General features: G+C 71.5%; 16 protein-coding genes. 3 read left to right on the top strand and 13 right to left on the bottom strand.

Annotated elements, in window-relative coordinates; translation table 11 throughout:
• Positions 1-96 precede the first annotated feature (96 nt).
• A complete protein-coding gene (locus tag DAT35_RS36220; protein WP_108073824.1) occupies positions 97-879 on the top strand; it encodes a hypothetical protein in 783 nt (260 codons plus the stop codon).
• A gap of 3 nt (positions 880-882) precedes the next feature.
• On the opposite strand, the gene DAT35_RS36215 is transcribed toward DAT35_RS36220, so the two are convergent.
• From DAT35_RS36215 to galU, 12 genes are all read right to left on the bottom strand, one after another.
• Complete coding sequence (locus DAT35_RS36215; RefSeq protein ID WP_108073823.1) at positions 883-5805, bottom strand: hypothetical protein; 4923 nt, start codon at positions 5803-5805, stop codon at positions 883-885.
• An 18-nt stretch (positions 5806-5823) separates the two neighbouring features.
• Positions 5824-8067 (bottom strand): primosomal protein N', encoded by a 2244-nt coding sequence (gene priA / locus DAT35_RS36210; protein ID WP_108073822.1) that lies wholly within the window; start codon positions 8065-8067, stop codon positions 5824-5826.
• A gap of 133 nt (positions 8068-8200) precedes the next feature.
• A complete protein-coding gene (locus tag DAT35_RS61210) occupies positions 8201-8734 on the bottom strand; it encodes a hypothetical protein (protein ID WP_233261931.1) in 534 nt (177 codons plus the stop codon).
• 136 nt (positions 8735-8870) lie between these two features.
• On the bottom strand, positions 8871-9401 hold the full coding sequence (locus tag DAT35_RS36200) for a Wall-associated protein precursor (protein ID WP_108073821.1): 531 nt from the start codon (positions 9399-9401) through the stop codon (positions 8871-8873).
• A gap of 241 nt (positions 9402-9642) precedes the next feature.
• Positions 9643-9885, bottom strand: coding sequence for a hypothetical protein (locus DAT35_RS58420; protein ID WP_233261930.1), 243 nt, complete (start codon positions 9883-9885; stop codon positions 9643-9645).
• A 259-nt stretch (positions 9886-10144) separates the two neighbouring features.
• Complete coding sequence (locus tag DAT35_RS36195; protein ID WP_108073820.1) at positions 10145-11065, bottom strand: RluA family pseudouridine synthase; 921 nt, start codon at positions 11063-11065, stop codon at positions 10145-10147.
• Positions 11066-11137: 72 nt separating this feature from the next.
• Positions 11138-11830, bottom strand: coding sequence for a DNA-binding protein (locus tag DAT35_RS36190; RefSeq protein ID WP_108073819.1), 693 nt, complete (start codon positions 11828-11830; stop codon positions 11138-11140).
• Between the two features lie 88 nt (positions 11831-11918).
• Positions 11919-12563 (bottom strand): hypothetical protein, encoded by a 645-nt coding sequence (locus DAT35_RS36185; RefSeq protein WP_108073818.1) that lies wholly within the window; start codon positions 12561-12563, stop codon positions 11919-11921.
• 55 nt (positions 12564-12618) lie between these two features.
• On the bottom strand, positions 12619-13413 hold the full coding sequence (locus tag DAT35_RS36180; protein WP_108073817.1) for a Uma2 family endonuclease: 795 nt from the start codon (positions 13411-13413) through the stop codon (positions 12619-12621).
• Between the two features lie 136 nt (positions 13414-13549).
• Entirely contained in the window at positions 13550-14107 is a 558-nt protein-coding gene (locus tag DAT35_RS36175; RefSeq protein WP_108073816.1) for a bifunctional 2-polyprenyl-6-hydroxyphenol methylase/3-demethylubiquinol 3-O-methyltransferase UbiG, read from the bottom strand.
• Positions 14108-14121: 14 nt separating this feature from the next.
• Positions 14122-14868 (bottom strand): hypothetical protein, encoded by a 747-nt coding sequence (locus tag DAT35_RS36170; RefSeq protein WP_108073815.1) that lies wholly within the window; start codon positions 14866-14868, stop codon positions 14122-14124.
• Complete coding sequence (gene galU / locus DAT35_RS36165) at positions 14868-15770, bottom strand: UTP--glucose-1-phosphate uridylyltransferase GalU (RefSeq protein ID WP_108073814.1); 903 nt, start codon at positions 15768-15770, stop codon at positions 14868-14870. The genes DAT35_RS36170 and galU overlap by 1 nt, the downstream gene beginning before the upstream one ends.
• Positions 15771-15829: 59 nt before the next feature.
• On the opposite strand from galU, the gene DAT35_RS36160 reads away from it, so the two are divergent.
• The gene (locus DAT35_RS36160; protein WP_108073813.1) at positions 15830-16705 is read left to right on the top strand and encodes a hypothetical protein; all 876 of its coding nucleotides are present in this window, start codon (positions 15830-15832) and stop codon (positions 16703-16705) included.
• Positions 16706-16711: 6 nt separating this feature from the next.
• Here the strand turns inward: DAT35_RS36160 and DAT35_RS36155 are convergent, their stop codons facing one another.
• Positions 16712-20275 (bottom strand): tetratricopeptide repeat protein, encoded by a 3564-nt coding sequence (locus DAT35_RS36155; RefSeq protein ID WP_233261929.1) that lies wholly within the window; start codon positions 20273-20275, stop codon positions 16712-16714.
• A 120-nt stretch (positions 20276-20395) separates the two neighbouring features.
• Here DAT35_RS36155 and DAT35_RS36150 point away from each other — a divergent pair, with 120 nt between their 5' ends.
• Complete coding sequence (locus DAT35_RS36150; RefSeq protein WP_233261928.1) at positions 20396-21415, top strand: glycosyltransferase; 1020 nt, start codon at positions 20396-20398, stop codon at positions 21413-21415.
• Positions 21416-21479: the final 64 nt, after the last annotated feature.

The raw sequence follows: 21479 nt of genomic DNA, 5'->3' as shown, positions 1-21479 counted from the left end.
AAAAATCAACTCCCGCGGCTTTTCACTGACCGTGAGAAGAGGCACACTGCCCGGAGTCCGTGATTCTCTGGTAGACCGGTTCAGGAGGATTTCACCGTGCTCCGGAAGACCGCGCTGCTCTGTACCCTGCTGCTGGGCGCTTGCGACGCCGCTCCGTCGTCCGCGCCCAACATCGTCTCCATCGAGCCCGAGGAGGTGATGAGCGGTGAGGCCTCGACGATCACCCTCGAGCTGGACGCGCCCCTCCCCATGAAGGTGGACTACGGCAAGCGGACGGCGACCGTGCTGATGCCGACCGTGCTGATCGGCGGGCAGAAGGTGACCGTCACCGCGCTGGAGCAGGATGGGAGACTGCAAGCCACCGTGCCCTCGGACCTGGCGGCCGGGCTCCAGGAGGTCCGGCTGGAACTGGAGGACGGCAACGAATCGGTTCGCGCCCAGGGCCTCACGGTGCTCCCGGTCCCTCCCGCGCTGGAGACCTTGAACGGGGACGGCGACCCGGGTGATGGCACCGCGAGCGAGCCCCCGTCGGATCCGACTCCAGGCTCGGGGTCGGAGTGCCCGCAGCAGCCAGGGGACGGAGGCAGACAGCTCCAGGTCACCGGACTCCGCATCGAGCCCATTCCGGACCAGGTCCGCGGTGTCCCGTTCATCGTCACCCTGCGAGCCGAGGGCCCGGATGCGGCCCGCTTCGCGGGTCGTGTGCAGCTCTCCTCCAGCAAGGGACACGTCAGCCCGAACCTGAGCGACCCCTTCAGCAAGGGCGTGCGGCAGGAGCGCGTCGTCCTCGACAAGCAGAGCGGCAACGTGGTGCTCACCGTGCGCGTCGGGAAGGACATCGTCGCGCAGTCCAATCCCTTCAAGGTCTGGGTGAAGTAGGGCTCAGTCCATCAGGCTGCGGGCGTACTCCTCGCGCAGCCGATCGTCCGTGAGCGCCCGGGCTGCCTCGGACAGGGCGTTGGAGATCTGCTGGGCCCGGTGCTGGAGCGCGGGATCCGGGTGCCCCGCGAAGCGCAGCGGGTGGAACTCGGCGGTGAGCAGCTCGAAGGCCCGCCTCACCTCCTCGCTGCCCGCGGCGCGCGAGAGCCCGAGCACGGTGAAGTAGTCCGCGTCCTGGATCTCCTCGAACTTGGACTCGAGCCGGCGCACATCCAGCTCGCCCGGAGCCTCTTGCTCGTCGGAGACCCCAGCTGCGGGCCGGAGGGTGACGAGGCCCAGGGCCCTCGCGACCGCGAGCACCTTGAGCGCGGTGTCCTGCGGCATGCCCGCGCCCAGCAGCAGTTGCTCGAGCGTCTGTTCGCCATCGATCTCCGCGAGCAGCCTCAGCTCACGCGAGGACAGCCCGAAGGCCTCGGGCGCGGGCTCGGGCTCGCCCCGGACGACCACGGCGCGCAGGCCCCCCGCGGCCTCGACGAAGGACTCCGGGGAGACACCGTTGCGCAGGGACTCGGCCAGCAGGTGCAGCAGCGGCCGGGTGGAGGCGGCGAGGGCCACCTCGTGCGGAGGCGGCTCCTCGGTGAGCCGGTACAGCGAGGAGCTCTCTCCGAGCGCGTCCAGGGCGACCTGCTCGGTGTAGCGCTGCACGAGCGGGACGACCTCGTTCTCACGCAGGTAGCCCCGGCCACGCATGGCGTCGATGAGCGCCCCCGTGGAGACACCGCGCACCAGACGCAGCTCGTTCTCCTGTCGAGCGTCGATGAGCCCATCGGCCCGCGCCCGGTCGACGAATGACTCGTCGGGCGCGGAGGAGACGGCGCCCACCAGCGCCCCGTCCTTCAACCAGAGGATGCGCAGGGCTCCGGCCACCTTGAGCTCGAGGCGGACCTGGGCCCGCGCCTCCTGGAGCCGGGTGACGAGCCGCGCGAGCCCCTCCTGGTTGACGCTCCCGCTGCGAGGGATGTCCACCTCGAACTTGCCAGGCACCTGGATGGAGACGATCGCCGCCCGGGCCCGGGCTGCCAGCTCCTCGGCCTCGGCGCGAGCCTTCGCGAGGGCCGCCGCCGTCTCCGCACGCACGCGGGTGACGGTCTCCTCGGCGAGGGCGATGCGCCCGGACAGCTCCGTCTCGGACTGGGATCGCGAGGCCTCGAGCCGCTCCACTTCCTGGGCGAGCCGCTCGCGCTCCTCTCGCTCCTGGGCCAGTTCCTGGCTCTGCTGCTCGGCGAGCTCGGTGCGCGCGGCCAGCTCGGCCTGGGCCACGGACAGCAACCCCCCGAGCCGCTCCACTTCCCGGGAGAGCCGCTCCCGCTCCTCGCGCTCCTCGGCCAGCGTCGCCTCGAGCCGCTCCGCCGCCGCTCGGGCCTGGCGGACCTCGGACGAGAGCCGCGCCTCCTGCTCCGAGCGCCTGCGGGTCAGCTCCTCGCGTGCCCCGGACTCCGCTTCCACCCGGGACTGGGCCTCGGCGTGCGCCTGCTCGGCGGCCTCGGCACGCGCCTCCGCCTCGGTTCGCGCATGCTTCTCCTCCGCGACCCGGGCCTGCAGGGCGGCGCGCGCCTTCTCCAAGCGCTCGGCCCGGGCCTCCAGCTCGACGAACTGCCGCTCCGCGTTCGCGGCCCTCGTCTCCGCGTCGACACGGGCCCGCTCCAGTTCCTCGGCGTGGCCGTCCGACGTGGCCCGCGCCTTCTCCAAGCGCTCGACCCGAGCCTCCACCTCGATACGCAACCGCTCCGAGGTCGCCGCACGCGTCTCCGCATCGACACGGGCCCGCTCCAGCTCCTCGGCCTGCCCGAGCGCCTCCGTGCGCTCCCGCTCCGCCTTGCTGGCGCGCTCGTCCGCCCGGGCACGCGCCTTCTCCGCGGCCTCGGCGTTCTGCTCCGCCCTGGCCCGGGCACGTGACTCCACCTCGGCCCGCGCTTCCGCTTCGGAACGAGCCGCGTCCGCCGCCTCGGCGCGAGACTCCGCCTCGGTGCGGGCCTTCATCTCCGACTGCACGCGCGCATCCGCGTTCGAGCGCGAGCGTGCTTCCACCTCGGCCCGCGCCTTCTTCTCGGCGGCGGCTCGAGCCTCCGCTTCCGCGCGCGCCTTCTCCACCGCGGCGATGCGTGCCTCCGCATCGACACGGGCTCGCGATTCGGCCTCGGCTCGGGCCTCGGCCTGTGCACGCGCCTGCCCCTCCGCCTCGGCCCGCTCTTGCGCCTCCGTCCGCCCGGCCTGCTCCGCCTCGGCTCGGGCCTCCGCCTTCGTCCGCCTTGCCTGCTCTGCTTCGGCCCGCGCTTCCGCTTCCGCCCGCCTGGTCTGCTCCGCCTCCGCCCGCGCTTCCGCTTCCGCCCGACTGGCCTGCTCCGCCTCCGCCCGCGCTTCCGCCTTCGCCCGACTGGCCTGCTCCGCCTCCGCCCGCGCTTCCGCCTTCGCCCGACTGGCCTGCTCCGCCTCCGCCCGCGCTTCCGCCTTCGCCCGACTGGCCTGCTCCGCCTCCGCCCGCGCTTCCGCCTTCGCCCGACTGGCCTGCTCCGCCTCCGCCCGCGCTTCCGCCTTCGCCCGACTGGCCTGCTCCGCCTCCGCCCGCGCTTCCGCCTTCGCCCGACTGGCCTGCTCCGCCTCCGCCCGCGCTTCCGCCTTCGCCCGCCGTGCCTCTTCTACCTCCGCCCGTGCTTCCGCCTCCGCCCGCCCGTCCTGCTCCGCCTCCGCCCGCGCTTCCGCCTTCGCCCGAGCCGCATCCTCGGACGCGGCGCGCCGCTCCGATTCCGTACGCCGCCGCTCCTGCTCCTCGGCCTTCGAGCGCCACTCCCCGAGCTGCCTCTGGAGCACCTCCAGCTGCTGGTCGCGCTCGCGCACCCTGGCCGCCTCGGTCTCCACTTCCTGGCGCCGCTGCGCCTCGGCCGTGCGCGCCTGCTCGAGCTCCACCTCCCGCGCCCGCGCCGCCTCCAGCTGCCGCTCCACCTCCAGCCGCAGCGAGGCCTCCAGGCCCCGCTCCTCCGCGAGCGTCGTGAGCCGCGTCCGCTGCGCCTCGGCCTCGCGCCTCAGCGACTCCTCCCGGGACCACGCCTCCTGCTTCAGGCGCTCCAGCTCGGAACGGAGGGAGGCCTCGCTCGCTCGCGCGGCCTCCAGCTCGCGCTGCATGCGGCCAAGCGATTCCTCGTAGGTGTTCGTCGCCTCCGCCCGCTTCTCCAGCGAGGCCTGGAGCTCCGCCACAAGCGTCTCGAGCTCCGTGATCCTGTGCTCCGACTCGCGCCGGCGCCCCACCGCGCCATCCCGCTCGGACAGCACCTGCGCGATCCGCCGCTCCGCCCGCATCAGGCGCACTTCCAGCACCGCGACCGCGTCATCCGCCGGGAGCGACCCCACGTCCGGCGCATCCACCGACCCGGCCACGGGCCTCAGCGGGAACTTCGCCGTGGTCTCCACCACTCCCTTCGACACGGGCCGAGCCTCGTCCTCCCCGTCCGCCTCCCGCGCCCCTTCCGGTGCCGCCCCGGTCTTCACCGGCGCGGCCTCGACCGGCTCGCTCCGCGGCACATCGGCGGTCTCGGAGCCAAACCAGTCCGAGCCCACGCTCTCCTGCTGCGGCTCCTCCCAACCTTCCGGTGCGTTGCCCTCGGCCGGCAGCGGCGCATCCGCCGGCACAGGCTCCAGCTCCGAGCCATCCAGGTGCCGCTGGGATGGGGGCTCCGACTCCTCCGGCGGGAGGGCCGGCGTGCGCCCTATCGGGGTCGGCTCCACATCGAAGAATCCCTCCTCCCCGAGCCGGGGCACGTCCTTCTTCCGCGGCTCCGCGGACGACAGTGCCTCCGCCGCCCCCCGCGCCTCCCGCTCGCGCGCCAATGCCGCTTCAATCTCCAGTTGAGCGAGCCGCTCGGCCTCCGCACGGGCCTCCGCCTCGATGTCGACGACCTTCACCGGAGGCAACGAGGGCAGAGGATGGAGCGGTTCCGCCACGGGCGCCGCTCCCGTCACGGGCCCCATCTCGACCGGAGTCACCGCCGTGATGGTGGGCAGCGCCGACCCCATCGCGGGGGTGCGCGCGAAGAGCCCCGCCGACGACGTGGGCAGCGAGGGCTCCTCCTGCCGCAGACGCCGCTGGGCGGAGGACTCCCGGCGCACCTCGACCTCCGCGCGCCGCAGCTCATCCTCGCCGGGCCTGGCGGGAACCTGGGCCGACCCGGCCACCGCCTGCTCCGTCTGCCCGAAGAGCGACTCCGCCTCGGCGCCAGGGTCCGGCTCGAACATCCCCGCGGCCGCCGGGCCCGGAGCCTCCCCCATTCCGATGGCGGGTGGCGTGGTGGGAACGGTGCCCACCGCCTGCTCCGTCTGTGAGAACAGATCCTCGGCGTCGAGGGAGGGCGCGGCGCCCCGGGGCTCGTCCGGCTTCGGCAGATCGTCGAAGAGCGCGTGCTCCAGCGCGGCGTTGCGGCCCGGCGCGGAGGACCGGGGCACGAGTCCCGGGGGCCCGGACCTCACGGGGACGGGCTCCGGAGCCGAGGGCGTCACGTCCTCCTTCACCGCGTACCAGGCCTCCGGGCCCGAGGGCGAGCGGATGACGGCGGCCACCTGCTCCATGAACCCGGGACCATCCAGGGGCAGGGGCGCCACCGGAGCGGCACTGCCGGGCACGGGCTCGCCGAGCAGCAGCACGCGCGCCAGCCGCATGTCCGGGTGCAGCCCGAGCTCCTCCAGGACGAGGTGGCCCCGCCCGCTCTCCACCCCGGGCGCCAGGATGATGAGCACGGGCAGGTGGTGGCCGAAGGCAATGAGGGCATCGGCCACGGAGGTGGCGAGAATGACCTCATAGCCCTCGCGTGCGAGCAGCCGGCGCACGGTGGCGATGGTGGCGATGTCGTCGTGTACGAGGAGGACCGATTCGGCCATTGGAAATCGGGGGCGAGTCTACAGCATGGCCGCCGGATCCACGTCGATCGTGACACGCACGGCGGACGGAAGGTCGACCAGCTTCGCCTCCAGGCGGGCGAGCAGTGGGGCGAGCGCCGCGTGGGTGGGGGCCTTGAGGAGCAACTGCCACCGGGTACGACCGCGGATGCGCGCGATGGGAGCCACGGCGGGCCCCAGCAGGCGCACCCCCCAGGAGGCCGGGGGCATGTTGCGGCCGATGAAGTCCCCGAGGAAGCGGGCCACGCTGGCGGTCTGCTCGGCGCTCTCGCCCTCGAGCCGCACCGCCGCCATGCGGGTGTAGGGCGGCCAGGCCAGCACCTTGCGCCGCTCCAGCTCCCGCTGGGCGAAACCGTCGAAGTCGTGAGCGAGCACGCGCTGCACCGGGTCGGCCTCGGGGTTGTAGGTCTGCACGAGCACCCGCCCCGGCTCCTTCCCCCGCCCGGCGCGGCCGGCCACCTGGGTGAGGAGATGGAAGGTGCGCTCGGAGGCGCGGAAGTCGGGGATGGCCAGAGAGGTGTCCGCCATCACCACGCACACCAGCGTCACCCCGGGGAAGTCATGCCCCTTGGCCACCATCTGCGTGCCCACCAGCACGTCGATCTCCCGGCGGGCGAACGAGGCGAGCATCTCCGTGAGGCGCTCGGCGCTGGTGGCCGAATCCCTATCCAACCGGGCCACGCGGGCCTGGGGAATGCGCTCGGCGACCTCGGCCTCCACGCGCTCGGTGCCAACGCCCAGCTTGAGCAACGGGCCGGTGCACTCGCGGCAGTGCTCGGGCACGGGGTGGGCGTCGCCACAGTAGTGACACACCACCCGGTTCTGCGAGCGGTGGTAGGTGAGGCACACGTCGCACTCGGAGCACTTCACCGAGGTGCCACACACCTCGCACAGGAGGAAGGTGCTGTGGCCGCGGCGGTTGAGGAAGAGGATGACCTGCTGGCCACGCTCGATGGTCTCCGCCATGGCGTCGAGCAGCGGCGGAGAGAGGATGGGCGCCTCCTCCTGCACGAGCGGCTCGCGGGGACGCTCCTGGCGCAGGTCCACCAGGGAGATGGTGGGCATGGGCCGGTCGTCGACGCGGTTCTTGAGCTCCAGCTTGCGGTAGCGGCCGCGGCGGGTGTTCTCCAGCGTCTCGAGCGAGGGCGTGGCCGAGCCGAGCACCACCACGGCCCCGGCCTGCTTGGCGCGCACCACGGCGAGGTCGCGCGCCTGGTAGCGCAGCTTGTCCTCCTGCTTGAAGGAGGGATCATGCTCCTCGTCCACCACGACGAGGCCGAGGTTCTCCACGGGAGCGAACACCGCCGAGCGCACGCCCACGGCGATGCGCACCGTGCCCTTGCGCAGGGCCTGCCAGTGGAAGAGGCGCTCACGGTCCTTGAGGGCCGAGTGCAGCACGGCCACATCCCCGCCGAAGCGGCTGCGGAAGCGGCCCACGAGCTGCGGCGTGAGCGCGATTTCGGGCACCAGCACGAGACTGCCCCGGCCCCGCTCGAGCGCACGCTCCACGGCGCGCAGGTACACCTCGGTCTTGCCGCTGCCGGTGACGCCGTGGAGCAGGAAGGGCTGGAAGCCGCCGGTGTCGACGGCCACCTGGAGCTCCTTCACCGCGGCGTCCTGCTCTGGGGTGAGCTTCTCGGGACGACCCTGAGCGAGCCCCTCCTTCACGCCGGGGGCGATGACCTCCTCGTCGATGCGGACGAAACCCCGCTCCACGAGCTTGCGCAGCGTCTCGCGCGCACCGGGAATGGCGTGGGCCACCTCCTCGATGGGAGCCCTGCCTCCCACGGCGAGCAGATAGGCCAACGCGGCGGACTGGGCGGGGGCGCGGCGCAACACGGCGGGGGCCTCGGCGACGAGCGCCACGGCGAACTCCTGCACGTCCGGCTTGGCCTGCTTCTCCTCCTCGGCCTTGGTGAGCCCGGGAGGCAGCGCGCTCTTGATGACCTCGCCGAGCGGGTAGCGGTAGTGCTCGGCGGCGAAGCGCAGCAGCGCGATGAGATCCGGCGGGAGGGAGGGCGAGTCCTCCAACACCTTCATGATGGGCTTGAGCTTGACGCTCTCGCCCTCGGGAGGAGGCGCGGCGGGCCCGAGGAAGAAGCCGAGCGACATGCTGCGCCCGAAGGGCACGAGGATGCGTTGACCCGGCGACAGACGCCCGGAGAGGCCGTCGGGGACGACATAGGTGAACTCGCCCCGGACGGGACGGCCGACGGCGACGGAGGCGAGGTTCGAGGGGCTCACGGCGACTGGGGACCACTGTAGCGGCGCCCCCTGACACCGGTAGTTTCTGGCCGGAGTGCCCCCGAGGGTACGAGCGCACCGTCCGGGAATGCACTGCGGGTGCTGGAGGCAGAAGAACGCCTTACGCGGAGCCCTACTTCGTGGTGGGCAACGGGAGAAGCCCCCGCGGGTCCCACACGTACTCCTCGCTGGGCGTCAGCCGCATGTTGGTGAATCCATGCCGCGCCACGAAGCGCTCGAAGCGCTCGGAGACGGTCAGGATGCCCTGCAAACCCCGGGGATAGAAGATGTCCTCCCCCCGCCAGGTGCCCGGCTCCAGGGTGAAGCCGTGGATGGCATCGATGCCCTCCGAGCGGCACTCCTCGCACGTGGGAGGTTTCGAGTAGCGGATGCGGCTGTGCGAAAGGTCCACTGCTGCGCGACCGAAGCAGGGCGTGACGGCCAGGTAGCGGGGAATTGCAGCGGGCCTGGGACCACGCCGTTTTCTGCGCACCCGCACGACATCTACGAGGTGAAAACCCTCCAATCCCGTGAGCCCCTCTTCGTGGAAGGCCCGGGCGAACCGCTCGGACACGAGCAGGTCATCCCCAGCAACGTCCATGAAGTCGCCGAGCTCTTCTCCATGCAGCACCAGTTCGACGCGATAGGGAGGCAGCCACATCATCATCCCAATGGGGTCACCACATCGTGGGCAGTGGGCACCCTCTGCGCGATTAATGGGCTCGGTCTTTTCAGCAGCGGCGTCGTACCGGGACCAGAGAACGCCCTTTTTCAGGACGTAGAAGCGCGGGGCAGCAGGGAACTCAGAACCCATGCGGGAACCTCTTGAGCATCTCGGGCCGACTGTAGATCTCCCGAAGGAAGGTCTCGAACTGCTCCGCTGTCGCCTTGCGGTGACTCTGGAGCCATTCGATGACCTCCTCGTCCACTTTCCGGTGCCAGTCCTGATAACCACAGTGGGCAGCCTCATCCACAGCCCGGGTGACGAAGCGGGGATCGCGCGGTTTATAGAGACCTCGAAGGGTCAGGTGTTCCCCCAACTCCTTGGCGATGGGCCGGGAGATAATGTGGTGCTCCTGGCCCTTGCATTCGGGAGGCTCTGGCGAGGCGGGAGATGACTCGCCCTCGGCTTTGACCTCTTTGGCCGCTTTGTGTGCGGCCTCCAGCGTCGCCGCCGCCTGCGCCGCTGCTTCCAACCGGTTGGCCAGTTCCACGTTGGTCTGCCGCAGCGCCTCGCAAGCAGTGGCGACTCCCTGCTTGCAGTAGCACACCACCGAAGACTCGATCCCCTCACACGGAATCTGCGCGAGCAGGACCAGCAAGACGGCGAGCATGAGACACCTCCCGGGCGACGGCTTGGAGCTTGGGAGGCTACCCTCTCAGGGGTTGTCCCAGAGCCCACAAACGGCTGCGCGGCGAGCCAGGCTCCGAAGAGCCCGACCCGCCGCGCCCGAGACGGCCCACGCAGGGGCCGCGCTTCTTCACTCCGTCATGCCCTCAGCGGCTTCACGTTCCGCGGGCACTCCCAGTAGGTGTACTCGCACGTGGCGGTCGCGGGATCGCACGGCACCCGCATCACGGTGACGAGCTCGCACGGGTGCTTCGGCTCGTCGCGCACCGGGCTCGCGGGCACAGGGGCCGGCGAGAGCGGTTCTCGGCTTCGTGGCCATCGAAAGGCTGGCCCACCTGCCGCGAGACGCCTCCCCGCGGCTGCTCCTCCTTCGTCTGCTGCGTCGCGACCTCCGACGGCAGGCACACCACTGGCATCACCGACGCCGACCCCAACACCGCCCCCAACACGCACAGCTTTGTTCGCATGGAACCCCCTTGCCGGCTGACACCATCCTTCACGCCCATGGCGTGTCGGTTCCGGTTCAGCGGCAAGGGCGCAAACTACTCGATGGGTCTGACATACCCCGAGGCATCCACTGCGCCCTCTCGAAAGCCTCTCGCCCTCCGGTGGCCCAGTGTTTTCAGGCACTTATGAATCCAACCCAGACGAGCGGGAACACATCAGCCCACTTCTCCGGTCATATCGTCCATCGGGTGGCGGACGATGCGAAGTCGAACAGAGCCCTCAGGCCCTGAGCATCGCCAGGGCGCGCTGGAAGTCCTCGGGCAGCGGTGCCTCGACGCCCACCACTCCTCCCGTGGCGGGACTCGGTAGCGATAACCGAAACGCGTGCAGCGCATGACGGCCGAGCGCCTTCGCCGCCGGATGCGCCCGGGTCTCCTCGGGTCCGTACAGCGAGTCCCCGAGCACCGGGTGCCCCGCCTCCGCCATCTGCACACGAATCTGGTGCGTGCGCCCTGTCTCCAGCTTCACCTCCACCAGCGTCGCGCCCTTCAGCCGCTCGCGCACCTCGTACGAGAGCGCCGCTCGCCTCGCCGAGCGCACCTTCGTCGTGAAGCGCCTCGGGTCCTGGGGATCTCTCCCGTACGGCGCCTCGAGCCGATCGCGCTCGGGCGTCTCACCCAGCACCAGGGCCCAATACCGCTTGTCCACGCGCTTCTCCTGGAACGCACGGTCGAGCGCCGCCACGGCCGCATCGGTGCGCGCGAGCGCGAGACAGCCGCTCGTCTCCCGATCCAACCGGTGCACCACCCCCGGCTGCTGGACGCCCTCCACGTCGAACGGTGGCATCCGCGCCGCCACCAGCTCCACCACCGAGGGCACACTTCCCCCCTGAGGCTCCACCACCAGGCCCGCGGGTTTGTTCACGATGATCAGCGAGGCGTCGTCGTGGAGCACGGGCAACTCGGGCCCCACGGTGACGCGCTTCGCCGGGGCGCGCGGCGCGGGGAGGTTGAGCTCGACCTCCTCGCCGCCCCAGAGCTTGCGCGTGATCTGGCACTTCTTCCCCCGGATGCGCACGAGGCCCTGCTCGATGAGCACGCGTGCCCGCACCAACGAGAGCCCGGGCACGTGCGCCGAGAGGAACTTGTCGAGCCGCTCACCGGCGGACTCGCGAGGGACGGAGATCTTCTGGAGCGACATGAGGCCCCCCTTCTACGGCGGGGCCCTCCGAGAAACCACCGCCACCTCGCCGCCGAGGCCTCGCTCCGGGTGCTACTTCACCACGAGGTCCGAGGGCTGCCGGGGCGCCACCTCGTAGGTGTTCTCGTACTGCGCGGAGAAGCCCGTCACCTGGATGTGCTGGCCCACCGTGAGGGAGTTCACCGTGTCCGGCGCGAAGCCCGCGGACCCGTGGACGTACACCTGTACCTCGCCCGAGCCGTCATCGATATACACCTCATAGCCATAGGGCAGCTCCGCATGGACGGGCCGGGACACATTGCCGGAGACGCGCACCAGCAGGCCCTCGGTGGACTCATCGATACCCACGGTGCGCACGTCCTTGGGACCCACCTGCTGGGTGCCCTCCAGCTTCTCGACGGAGGCGGGCTCGCTCTCGAGAATGCGCAGGTTGGCCTCCTCGTTCAGCGTGCCCTTCACGCGCACGTGGGTGCCCAGCCCGAAGTCGAGCTTCTGCGCCAGCTTCACGTAGATGCCGCCCGTGCTGTCCTGGAGGGCGAAGCCCTCGTTGCCCAAGGCCGAGGCGAAGGCCCCGGGCTGCACCGTGACGTACCCCTCCACGGTTACCTCGGTGCCGTTGTCGCGCTTGCGCGCGTCGGTGATGGGCGTGGACTTGGGCTGCTCGGAGCCGGAGTCACCGCAGGCCGCGAGCACCGAGAGCGTCAACAGCAGGAAGCGCGGCCCCATGGGCACGCGCGACGAAACCGCCGAGCAGGAGAGGGTCATGAACCCCCGGATAACGAGCGCTCGATTGCACCGTCAAGCAACGGACGCACGAGGCGTGGGAATCGTTCGAAACCCGGCGCTTCGCGAATCACCCACCACGCGGCTGCGCATCCGCGCGCACGTGCGGTGAGCCCGGCGTGGCGGACGCCTGCCGGCGCTCCCAGCGGTACAACGCGGCGACGAGGGCGAGCGTCCCGGCGAGTCCCCCCACGAAGAAGGGCTGACCGCTCACGAGGACGGCGATGGCGCAGAAGGCCGCCAGCTCGAGCTTCCGGGCGCGCGTCATCGCCATGACCGTGCCCCGGTCGTAGCGCACGCTGACGATGGAGGCCTCGGGCACGCGAATCATCCGCCGGAAGAGCGCCAGGTTCTGCAGGTGGATGGAGATGACCGCGAAGCGTGTCACCACCAGGGCGCCACACACGACCTCGGACATCACACTGTAGGGCAGGCCCGTCGCCTGCTCCGCCGACCACTCGAGGTACGCCACCGCGGCGGGGAAGAAGACGGCCCCGAGCACCAGCGTCAGCAGGAACCGCCGGGACACCCACTGCCCCTTCTCCACCGCCTGAACGAAGAGGGGATTGAGCTCGATGCTGCCCCCGACCTGCATCCGCTCCGCGAGGTTCCCCCGCGCCCGCAGCCGCGCCGTGGCGATGGTGAGCAGATAGTCAGCACAGTGCAGCACGAGCCACACCACGCCGATCCCAACCGGACTCCAGAGCCAATCCATGACACCTCCTCCCGCCAGCGCATAGCACGAGGCCCCGGAGCTCCGGTACGGCCGCTCACCCTCCGCGCTGCCTGAGACGCTCCAGCTCAGCCTGTGACTCCGCGAGGCGCCGCTCCAGTTCCTCGCGCCGCCGCTCGGATTCCTCCAACTGCCGGGCCTCCTCGTCCGCGCGCCGCTGCAACCCCTCCACCATCCCCTGCATCCGGGCGATGAGCTCCTCATACTCCAGCAGCAGCGCGTTCCCCGCCCAGAAGCGCAGCCGCCCCTCCTCCACCTGCAACTCCAGCCCCAACACCACCGAGCTGTAACGGCCCTGCTCCACTGTGATGGGGGCGTAGATCCTCGCCTCGGCCGAGGGCAGCCGGTAGCCCTCCAGCCGCTGACGGGCCCGGTCGTAGATGAAGTACTCGGGGATGCCCAGCCGCGCGTAGCGCTTCACGTTGTACTCGGCGTCCTTCTTCCGGTCGCCTCCGACGTGGACCTCCAGCACCCAGTCCAGCCCCTTGCCCTCCTGGCTCACCACCCACTTGTTCCGAGGGTGTGTCTCGGCGTCCAGCACCACCAGCAGATCCGGCGCGAAGCGGCGCTCGGCGGGGTAGTACACCGGCAGCTCCGAGCCCAGGTACACCCGCCGCTGTTGCCGGGAGAAGTACCCCTTGAGGGCCTGCAACGCGCCCATCTTCGCCTGGGAGTGCAGATCTCCCTCGGGCATCGCCATCTCGTCCCACGTCACCTCCCCGGGCAAGGCATCCACCACCCGGGCCCGCTCCACCTCGCTCATCCGCTCCCACTCTTCCCGCGAGGGCGCCTGGGGAAAGGCGTCCTCCCGCTCGTGTTCGTCCCGTGCCATGCCCTCCAGAGTGAGACGCGCGGCAGGTCCGGTCAATCATCCCCGGGGGGGCCGGTGAGCAAGCGGTGGGCCATGTGACACGGGCTCGCCACGCCGAGTGGGACGCCGCCAGGGCACGTCTCACCCGGCGGACGGTTCAGGCTCGCGCCACCAGTCGCGCCTCGTGCCGCCCCTCCTCCGTCCACCCCTCGGAGTACGAGACGATCTCCAGCCCCTGGAGCAGCCGGGGCAGCTCGCCGTCCTCGAGCAGGAAGCGCGCGGAGGGATGCGCGTGCCGTTGCAGGTTGCTCCGGGTGGGCTGGGCGAAGACGAGCAGTCCGCCCGGCGCGAGCACCTTCGGGAGCTCGGCGAACAGCGGCCGCCAGAGGAAGTTCAAGCAGAGCACCAAATCGAAGGGCCCGGGCGGCAGCGGCTCCAGCTCCACGTCCAGCCGCTGAAGCCGGAGTTCCACCCCCGCTCCGCGCGCGGCCTCGGCGGCCCGCTCGAGCGCCACGTCCGAGATGTCCGCTAGGGTGACGTCCAGGCCTCGCCTCGCGAGCCACAGGGCGTCATGCCCGGCGCCTCCCGCCACATCGAGCGCCCGGCCCGTGCGCGGGAGCCGGTCCGCGAGCGAGCGGAGGAACCCGGAGGGCTCTCCGGTCCCCACCTGCTCGCGGTAGCGGGTGTTCCACCTCTGTCGATCCTGCTCGGGCATGGGGACGCCCGGACTCAGAGGAGCGTGTCGGCGATCTTCGCCCGCGTGTCGCCGGTGAGCACCGTGAAGCGCATCACCCGCTCGTCCCCGCGCCACACCTCGATGGAGCGCGGCAACATCTCGCCCGTCGCCGGCGAGGTGTAGTCCAGAAAGCGCACGTCCCAGGCCGTGCCCTTCGCGTCCTTGTAGCGCAGCCGCGCCGGCCGGAAGCCTTCCTTGTACACCCAGAACTGCGGCTTGCCCTCGCCCTGCTGTCCCAGCACGTACACCACGTCCCCGCCAAAGCGGGCCAGCGACGTCGTGCGCGGCTCGATTCCCAGCGAGCGCAGGTACGTCTCCACCGCCTCGCGCCCCTCCACCGCCGACTCCCAACGCGACGCCAGCAGGGCGCATACCTGCTGCACCGCCTCCGACAGCGCCGGAATCTCCGAGCCCTCCACGCGCTTGCGGCCCCCGGACATCACCGAGGCCACCGTGTTGCCCTCCCTCGCCTTCGCCTCGAAGCGGCAACGTCCCGGGACCTTCAGGTACACCGAGCCATCCGCCTCCAGCTCCGGCCGATCCGTGGGCAACCCCAGCGCCGCTCCGGCCTCCTTCACCGCCGGCCCGTAGAAGTGCAGCGAGCCGTCCGCCTTCAGCGCGGAGAACTGCACGTCCTCGCGCGCCGCCACCATGCGGCGCATGATGGCTCCGCCGGGCAGCACGTATGCGCCCGCGCCCATCGCCACCAACACTCCGAGCAGGAAGACCGCCCGCTTCATCACGGCTGCCCCGTGCGGACCACTTCCGCCATCCACGCGAGCAGACTGTCGCGCAGCTCGGGCCGCTTCATCGCGAAGGCGATGTTGGCCTTCAGGTAGCCCAGCTTGTCGCCCGCGTCGTAGCGCTTGCCCTTGAACTTGTAGCCCAGCAGGCCCTTCGTCTTCTGCAGCGTGGCCAGGCCGTCCGTGAGCTGGATCTCCCCGCCCGCGCCCGGCTGCTGCGTCTCGAGGATGCCGAAGATCTCCGGCGGCAGCACATAGCGGCCGATGACGGCCAGGTTGGAGGGCGCCGTGCCCTTCTTCGGCTTCTCGACAATGCGGTCGATGCGGATGACGCCGTCGCCGATGTCCGTGCCCGCGGCGACGCCGTACATGTGCGTCTCCTCTTCCGGCACCTCCATCAGCGCCACCACCGCCAGGCCGTGCTGGCGGTACACCCGCGCCAGCTGACGGATGCCCGGGTCGTCCGAGTCGATGATGTCGTCGCCGAGGATGACGCCGAAGGGCTCGTGGCCCACCACGTCCCGCGCGCACAGCACCGCGTGGCCCAGGCCCAGCGGCTCCTTCTGGCGCACGCTCACGATGTTGGCCAGCTCCGAGATGGCGCGCAGCTTGCGGAACTCCTCGTCCTTGCCGCGGGCCTTCAGCACCGCCTCCAGCTCCACCGCCAGGTCGAAGTGGTCCACCATGGACTCCTTGCCCCGGCCGCTGATGAGGATGACGTCCTCGATGCCCGCCGACACCGCCTCCTCGACGATGTATTGGAGTGTCGGCGTGTCGACGATGGGCAGCATCTCCTTGGGAATGGCCTTCGTGGCCGGCAGGAAGCGCGTGCCCAGGCCCGCGGCCGGCACGACACACTTGCGGATCAGGGGCTCTTTCGTCGTCGATGGGGTGGACATGGGGCGCCGAATCTAGTGATGGCCCTCTCCTCCATCAAGACAGTTAGGATGCACCCCCCATGTGGCACCGCTTGATGCTCCTGTCCGCCCTCCTTCTGTCCACTCTTGCTCTCGCCCAGGAGGATGCCGGGGCGGGGACCGTCACCGCACCGCGTGCCGAGGATCTCCGGGATATCCTGAGTGCCCGCGCTTATGGCATGGGCGGCGCCTGGAGAGCCCTCGGCGTCGGAGCCGAGTCGGGCACCGGCAACCCCGCCACCCTCGCGGCCTTCCACACCTACCGCATCGAGGCGACCGGCGCCTGGGACTGGGTGGGCAAGGATGCCTTCGGCATGGTGGCCCTGGCGGACTCGTCCACCAGCATGCTCGCCGCCGGGGTGTCCTATCAGCTCGTCTCCCTCGGCAAGGGCGCGGAGCGCGCCACCGCCCACGTCAACACGGTGTCCATGGCGCTGCCGATCGCGGAGAGCCTGATGATCGGCGTCACCTCGCGCTACCTGCTGATGCGCGGAGCCCGGCAGGCCAACGCCCTCACCGGTGATGCCGGCATCCTCTTCCGCCCCAGCGAGGCCTTCTCCCTGGGCGTCTCCGCCCACAACCTCATCAACACCGGCAACCCCGAGCTCACCCGTTACTACTCGGCCCACGCCGGAGTGTTCGCCGGGATGCTCACCATCGCGGCCGACGTGCGCGCGGACTTCGAGACGAACAACCGCACCACGTTCACCTATAACGGTGGCCTGGAGTACATCCTCGGGCAGAACATCCCCGTGCGCGCGGGCTACACCTGGGATGGCTTCACCCGCTCCTCCCAGCTCGGCGTGGGCATCGGCGTGCTGACGCAGGGCGGCGGTATCGACCTGGCGTACCGCCACGACTTCGGCGGAGAGAACGGGCGGCTCATCGCCCTCACCTTCAAGGTGCAGGTGCGCTGAGCGCGCTCAGCCGCGCAACGGCAGGTAGCGCTCGGAGGCGGAGAAGCGCACCAGCTCCACCAATTCCTGCTCGCTGGACTTGAGGGCCCGCAGCGCCGCCACGGCGGGCCCCGGGCCTCCACAGGCGACGAGCCCCGCGCGGTTGGCCGAGTGCCGGGCCGCCTCGGCGAGCGCCGCGGCGTCGAACTCCCGCTGAGCCGCTTCCAGCAGCACCAGCGCCCGCTCACGGGCCCTGGGGTGCAACGCCTCGCGCACCACGCGGGCCTCGGGGCCGAACTCCGTCCCGCCGCGCAGCACCGAGGCGAGGATGGCCACCGCGCGCAGCAACTGGTCCTTCTTCAAACAACGCAGCGCGAGCAGGTCCGGCCCGAGGCAGGACAGGGCACGCCCGGCGAAGAAGCGCAGCTCCGGCTCTGGCAGCACCTGACGCACCGCCCCCCTGCCCACCAGCAGTCGCGGGCCACCCGGGTGGACGAGCGAGAAGGGAGGGCCCTCGTCCTCGGAGAGGAAGAGCTCGGGCAGCTGCACGTCGAGGAGGCGGGCGACGGACTGCACCGCCTCCAGGGCGGCACGCGCACCCGGGCCCGAGTCCGGACGGAGCGGCTCGGAGGAACCCGCGGCCCTGCCGAAGGTGGGGAAGAGACGGCAGAGGGCCTGGCCCACGGAGGCGAGCAGCTCACCCGCCGGGTTGCGCAGACCGGGGTGGCGCAAGCCCGCGCGCTCCTCGGGAGTGAGCGTGCGGCGAAGGGGCCGGGGTACGGCGCCGCCCTTCTCTCCCACGAGTGCCGCGGCCACCTCCGCCATCAGCGAGCCGCGCGCCGTGTCGCCCCGGCCCGAGAAGAAGACCGAGAGCTCCCGGTAGGCCGCCGCGTCGAGAGGCCGCTCGCGCACGCGCTCGATGGCCGCCGGACGGGCCGTCTCCATCTGGGCCGGAACCGGAGCCGGGGCGGGCTTCGCGGGAGCGGCGGTGGGCCCTCCGGAAGCAACGGGGGCGGGAGCCTCGGGCACCCCGGGCGCGGAGACCCCGGTCGCTGCTCCCCGGGCACGGCGGCGCACGGCATCCATCTTCCCCGGAGGAGCCTCCCAGGCGATGACGCGGGTGCCCTCCACGGGCATCGGCGCGGCGGGAGGCTCGGGCGCGAGCGGGGACCGGCTCACGGGAGCGGCGGGCTCACGAGCCCGAGGAGGCGGACTCGCGGGGGCCTCGGGCTTCGCCGACAGCGTGACGACAACCGCGGGCATCTCGAGGACGGTGGGCGCGGACTCGAGCGCGGCGGGAGCCGAGGCCGCCGGCGTGGGAGTGAGCTCCACCGAGCCGGGCGGCGGGATGAGAATCGCGGTTCGAGGCCCGCTCGGCTCCCTCCTGGGAACGGCGCTGCGAGGCGACTCGGGGTGCATCGAGGGCGCGGCACGCTCGACGATGGCGGTGCGCAGGTTCTCCGCCCGGTTGGCGTACACCTGCGCGCGGGCCGCGTCTCCGAGCACCTCACGGCAGAAGCGCGCCAGGCGCTCCCAGGTGCCGCGGCGCTCCTCATCGTCCTCGGTGGCGGTGGCGGCGTGCTCCATCGCCCAGGCGGCCTCGCCGCTCTTCCCGAGCGCGATGAGCCGGTCCACGAGCAGCAGCCACGCTTCCTTGTGACCGGGCTCGAAGCGCACCGCCTGGCGCAGCTCGACGAGCGCGGCCTCAGGCTCGCCCAGGGCCTCCAAGGTGGCCACCAGCTCGAGCCGGGCCTTGCGAGCCACCAGTCCGCGCGGCTCGCGAGCGAGGCGGGCGCGCAGCAGCCGGCTCAACCCGGCCCTGTCCCCCAGCTGCCGTGTCAGCTCCAGGAGCTGGTCCTGGGCGAGGACGTCCTCGGGGCTCTCCGCGAGCACCTCCGACCAGGCCCAGTGGGCCAGCCGCGCATCGGCGAGCGCCCCACCCGCGAGCTCCGCGAGGCACCGCAGCCCCTCGGCGCGATGGGGAGTCCTGCGGGGCACGGCGGCGAGCGCGGCGCGCAGGCGCTCAGTGGTCCCCGCCCGGTCCGCGTCGGCCACGCACCGCGCGAGCCCCATCAACGCCGGAATCGAGTGGGGGGAGATGGCCACCGCCGCCTCGAAGTCCGGGCGGGCACGGTCCCGCTCACCGGTGGACAGCAGCCGCTCACCGCGAGCCAGGAAGGCGGCGGCACGGGCCCGGGGGTTGCTCGCGCGCTGCACCGCCTCGTCGAGCACGCGCCGCACCACCCAGTCATCACCATCAGCGCGCTGGGACAGCAGCCGCACCTGCTCGGCGAGCGCGGCCCGGTCTCCCGTGAGGGCGACAATCTGACCGTACACCCGGGCGGCCCCCGCCGTGTCCTGCAGCTCATCCTCGAGCAGCTCGGCGAGCCGGGTGAGCGTATCGGCGCGGACTCCCAGGTCCTTCGCCCGGTCCGCGCTGGCCAGATAGAACTGCGCCAGCTCGCGCCACGCCTGGCGCGCGATGAGCTGGGCTTCCTGACGCGTCTCCTCCGGATCCTCCTGCCGGGGCACCAGCTGGCGGGAGGGCACGGTGTCCTCGTCGCCGCCCCAGGGAATGGGGGCATCCGTCTTGAGCCCGGCCGGCAGCGGGATGAGTGGGGACTCGAGCCGGGACACGGGCGGCTCGGTGGAGGTCTCCTCTTCCTCCGGAAGGTAGGGAGTGACATCGACCGTCGTGCGCCGGTGGCTGGAGGCATCCCCGGCGGAGTCGTCCCGTGGAGCGGACGTGGGCGACTGGGCGAGCGCGAAGGGCAGATCGGACGCCTCGGAGGTGGCCTCGTCCTGCAACCACGGAGCGGGCATCTCGAGAAGGGTGCCGTGCCGATCGTCCGCGGGCTCCTCGGGGGCCTTGGCCCCGGGCGCGGGCATCTCGAGAAGGGTGCCGTGCCGATCGTCCGCGGGCCCCTCGAGGGCCTTGGCCTTGGCCTCGGGCGGGGGCGAACGCGGAACGAACCGCGCATCCGGAGGCCCCGAGACCTCCACCGTGTGCTCGTCTTCCAGCCAGGGTGCGGAGAACTCCACGGTCTCGCTCCGGTGAGCCAAATCCTCGGCGGCGCTGGCGTCCTGGCGCACCGGCTCCGGCACGTCCTCGAGCGCCTCGCCCTGCACGATGGGGAACACCCCGGAGCCCTCCTCGGCCTGGGGCACGGGGGACGCGGAGGCCAGGGATTCGGAGGAGTCCTGAGGAGTGATCTCCTCGCCGGAGATGCGGCGGAAGAGGACATCCAGAAGCCGGCGGGCGCGGCGATCTCCGGGGGCCTCGTCGACGAGCGCCTGGAGCGCCTCGACGGCGCGGGGGAGCTGATTCACCCGGCGCAGCACGCGAGCGAGCTGAAGCCGCACGGCGCGGCGGGTGTCGCCCCGGGTATTACCGAGCGAGGACGAGAGCAGCGCGATGGCGGCCGCCTCGGTGCCGGCGCGCAGCGAGAAGGTGACGAGCGCCGAGGCCAGACGCGGCGTCATGGGCAGGGCACGGCTGGCCCGCACGAGCTCACCGAAGGCCCGGGCGGCCTGTCCCTCGTTGAGCAGGCGGGTGGCGCGCTGACGGTGCCGCTCCACGAGATCGGGCACATCAGTGCCCTCCCTGGTCGAGGGCAGGCCAGCGGGCGAGCGCTGGCGCGTGTCGGCAGACTCCGACGAACCGGCGTCCTTGCCGTTTCTCACGCCACCCATGGGTGCGGCAGTCTACACATGATGCCGCCTCCGGTCGTCACCGTCCTGTTGCCCGCCCGAAATGCCGAGCGCACCGTGGCGCGCGCCGTGGAGAGCCTGCTCGAAGGCACGCTGCGTGAAATCCGGGTGCTGGCGGTGGATGACGGCTCCACGGACGGTACGCGCAAGGTGCTCGAGGGGCTGGCGGCGCGGGACAGCCGGGTGGAGATGCTCGAGGGGGAAGGCCGGGGTCTGGTCGCCGCGCTCAACCTGGCGCTCGCGCATGCCACCTCCCCCTACGTGGCGCGCATGGACGCGGATGACGAGGCGCTGCCCCGGCGCCTGGAGGCGAGCGTCGCCGCGCTGGAGGAGGACCCGGGCCTGGGCGGAGTGGGCACGGGCGTGGAGCTGTTCCGCGAGGACCAGCCGGTGAGCCCCTCGATGAGGGACTACGCTGCGTGGCTCAACGGCCTGACCACCTCCGAGCGGCTCCACCGGGAGCGCTTCGTGGAGAGCCCCATCTGCCACCCCTCGGTGTGCCTGCGACGGAAGGCAGTGGTGGCAGTTGGAGGATGGGAGCACGGCGACTTCCCGGAGGACTATGACCTCTGGTTGAAGCTCATCGACAGGGGCCACCGGATGCGCAACCTGCCGGAGGTGCTGTTGCGCTGGCGGGACAGCTCGGAGCGGCTGACGCGGACGGACCCGAGGTACGCGCACAAACGCTTCATCTGGGTGAAGGCGCGCTATCTGGCGCGCAGCCGCGAGGTGGCGGGGCGTCCGCTGACGGTATGGGGGACGGGACCGGGAGGGCTCATCCTCACGCGCTTCCTGCTCGCGGAGGGAGCGCTCGTGGAGCGCTTCATCGACGTGCACCCTCGCAAGGTGGGCACGCGCATCCACGGGATACCGGTGGATCCACCGGAGTCACTCGGAGCGCCGCCCGAGAACACACACCTGGTGGCGGCGGTGGGAGTGCGAGGCATCCGCGACGAGATCCGCGGAGCCCTCACCGCGCTCGGCTGGACCGAAGGCGTGCACTTCACCTGCGCGGCGTGACTCCCTTCGCAAAGCCTCTCACCCGAGAGACAGGCCACCTGGCAGGCAATTCCTTGCATGCTCC

It is taken from the genome of Vitiosangium sp. GDMCC 1.1324, assembly GCF_003044305.1.
Taxonomy (GTDB): domain Bacteria; phylum Myxococcota; class Myxococcia; order Myxococcales; family Myxococcaceae; genus Archangium.
Note: the sequence above shows the minus strand (reverse complement) of the source record. Positions and strands in the feature narration are given on the sequence as shown.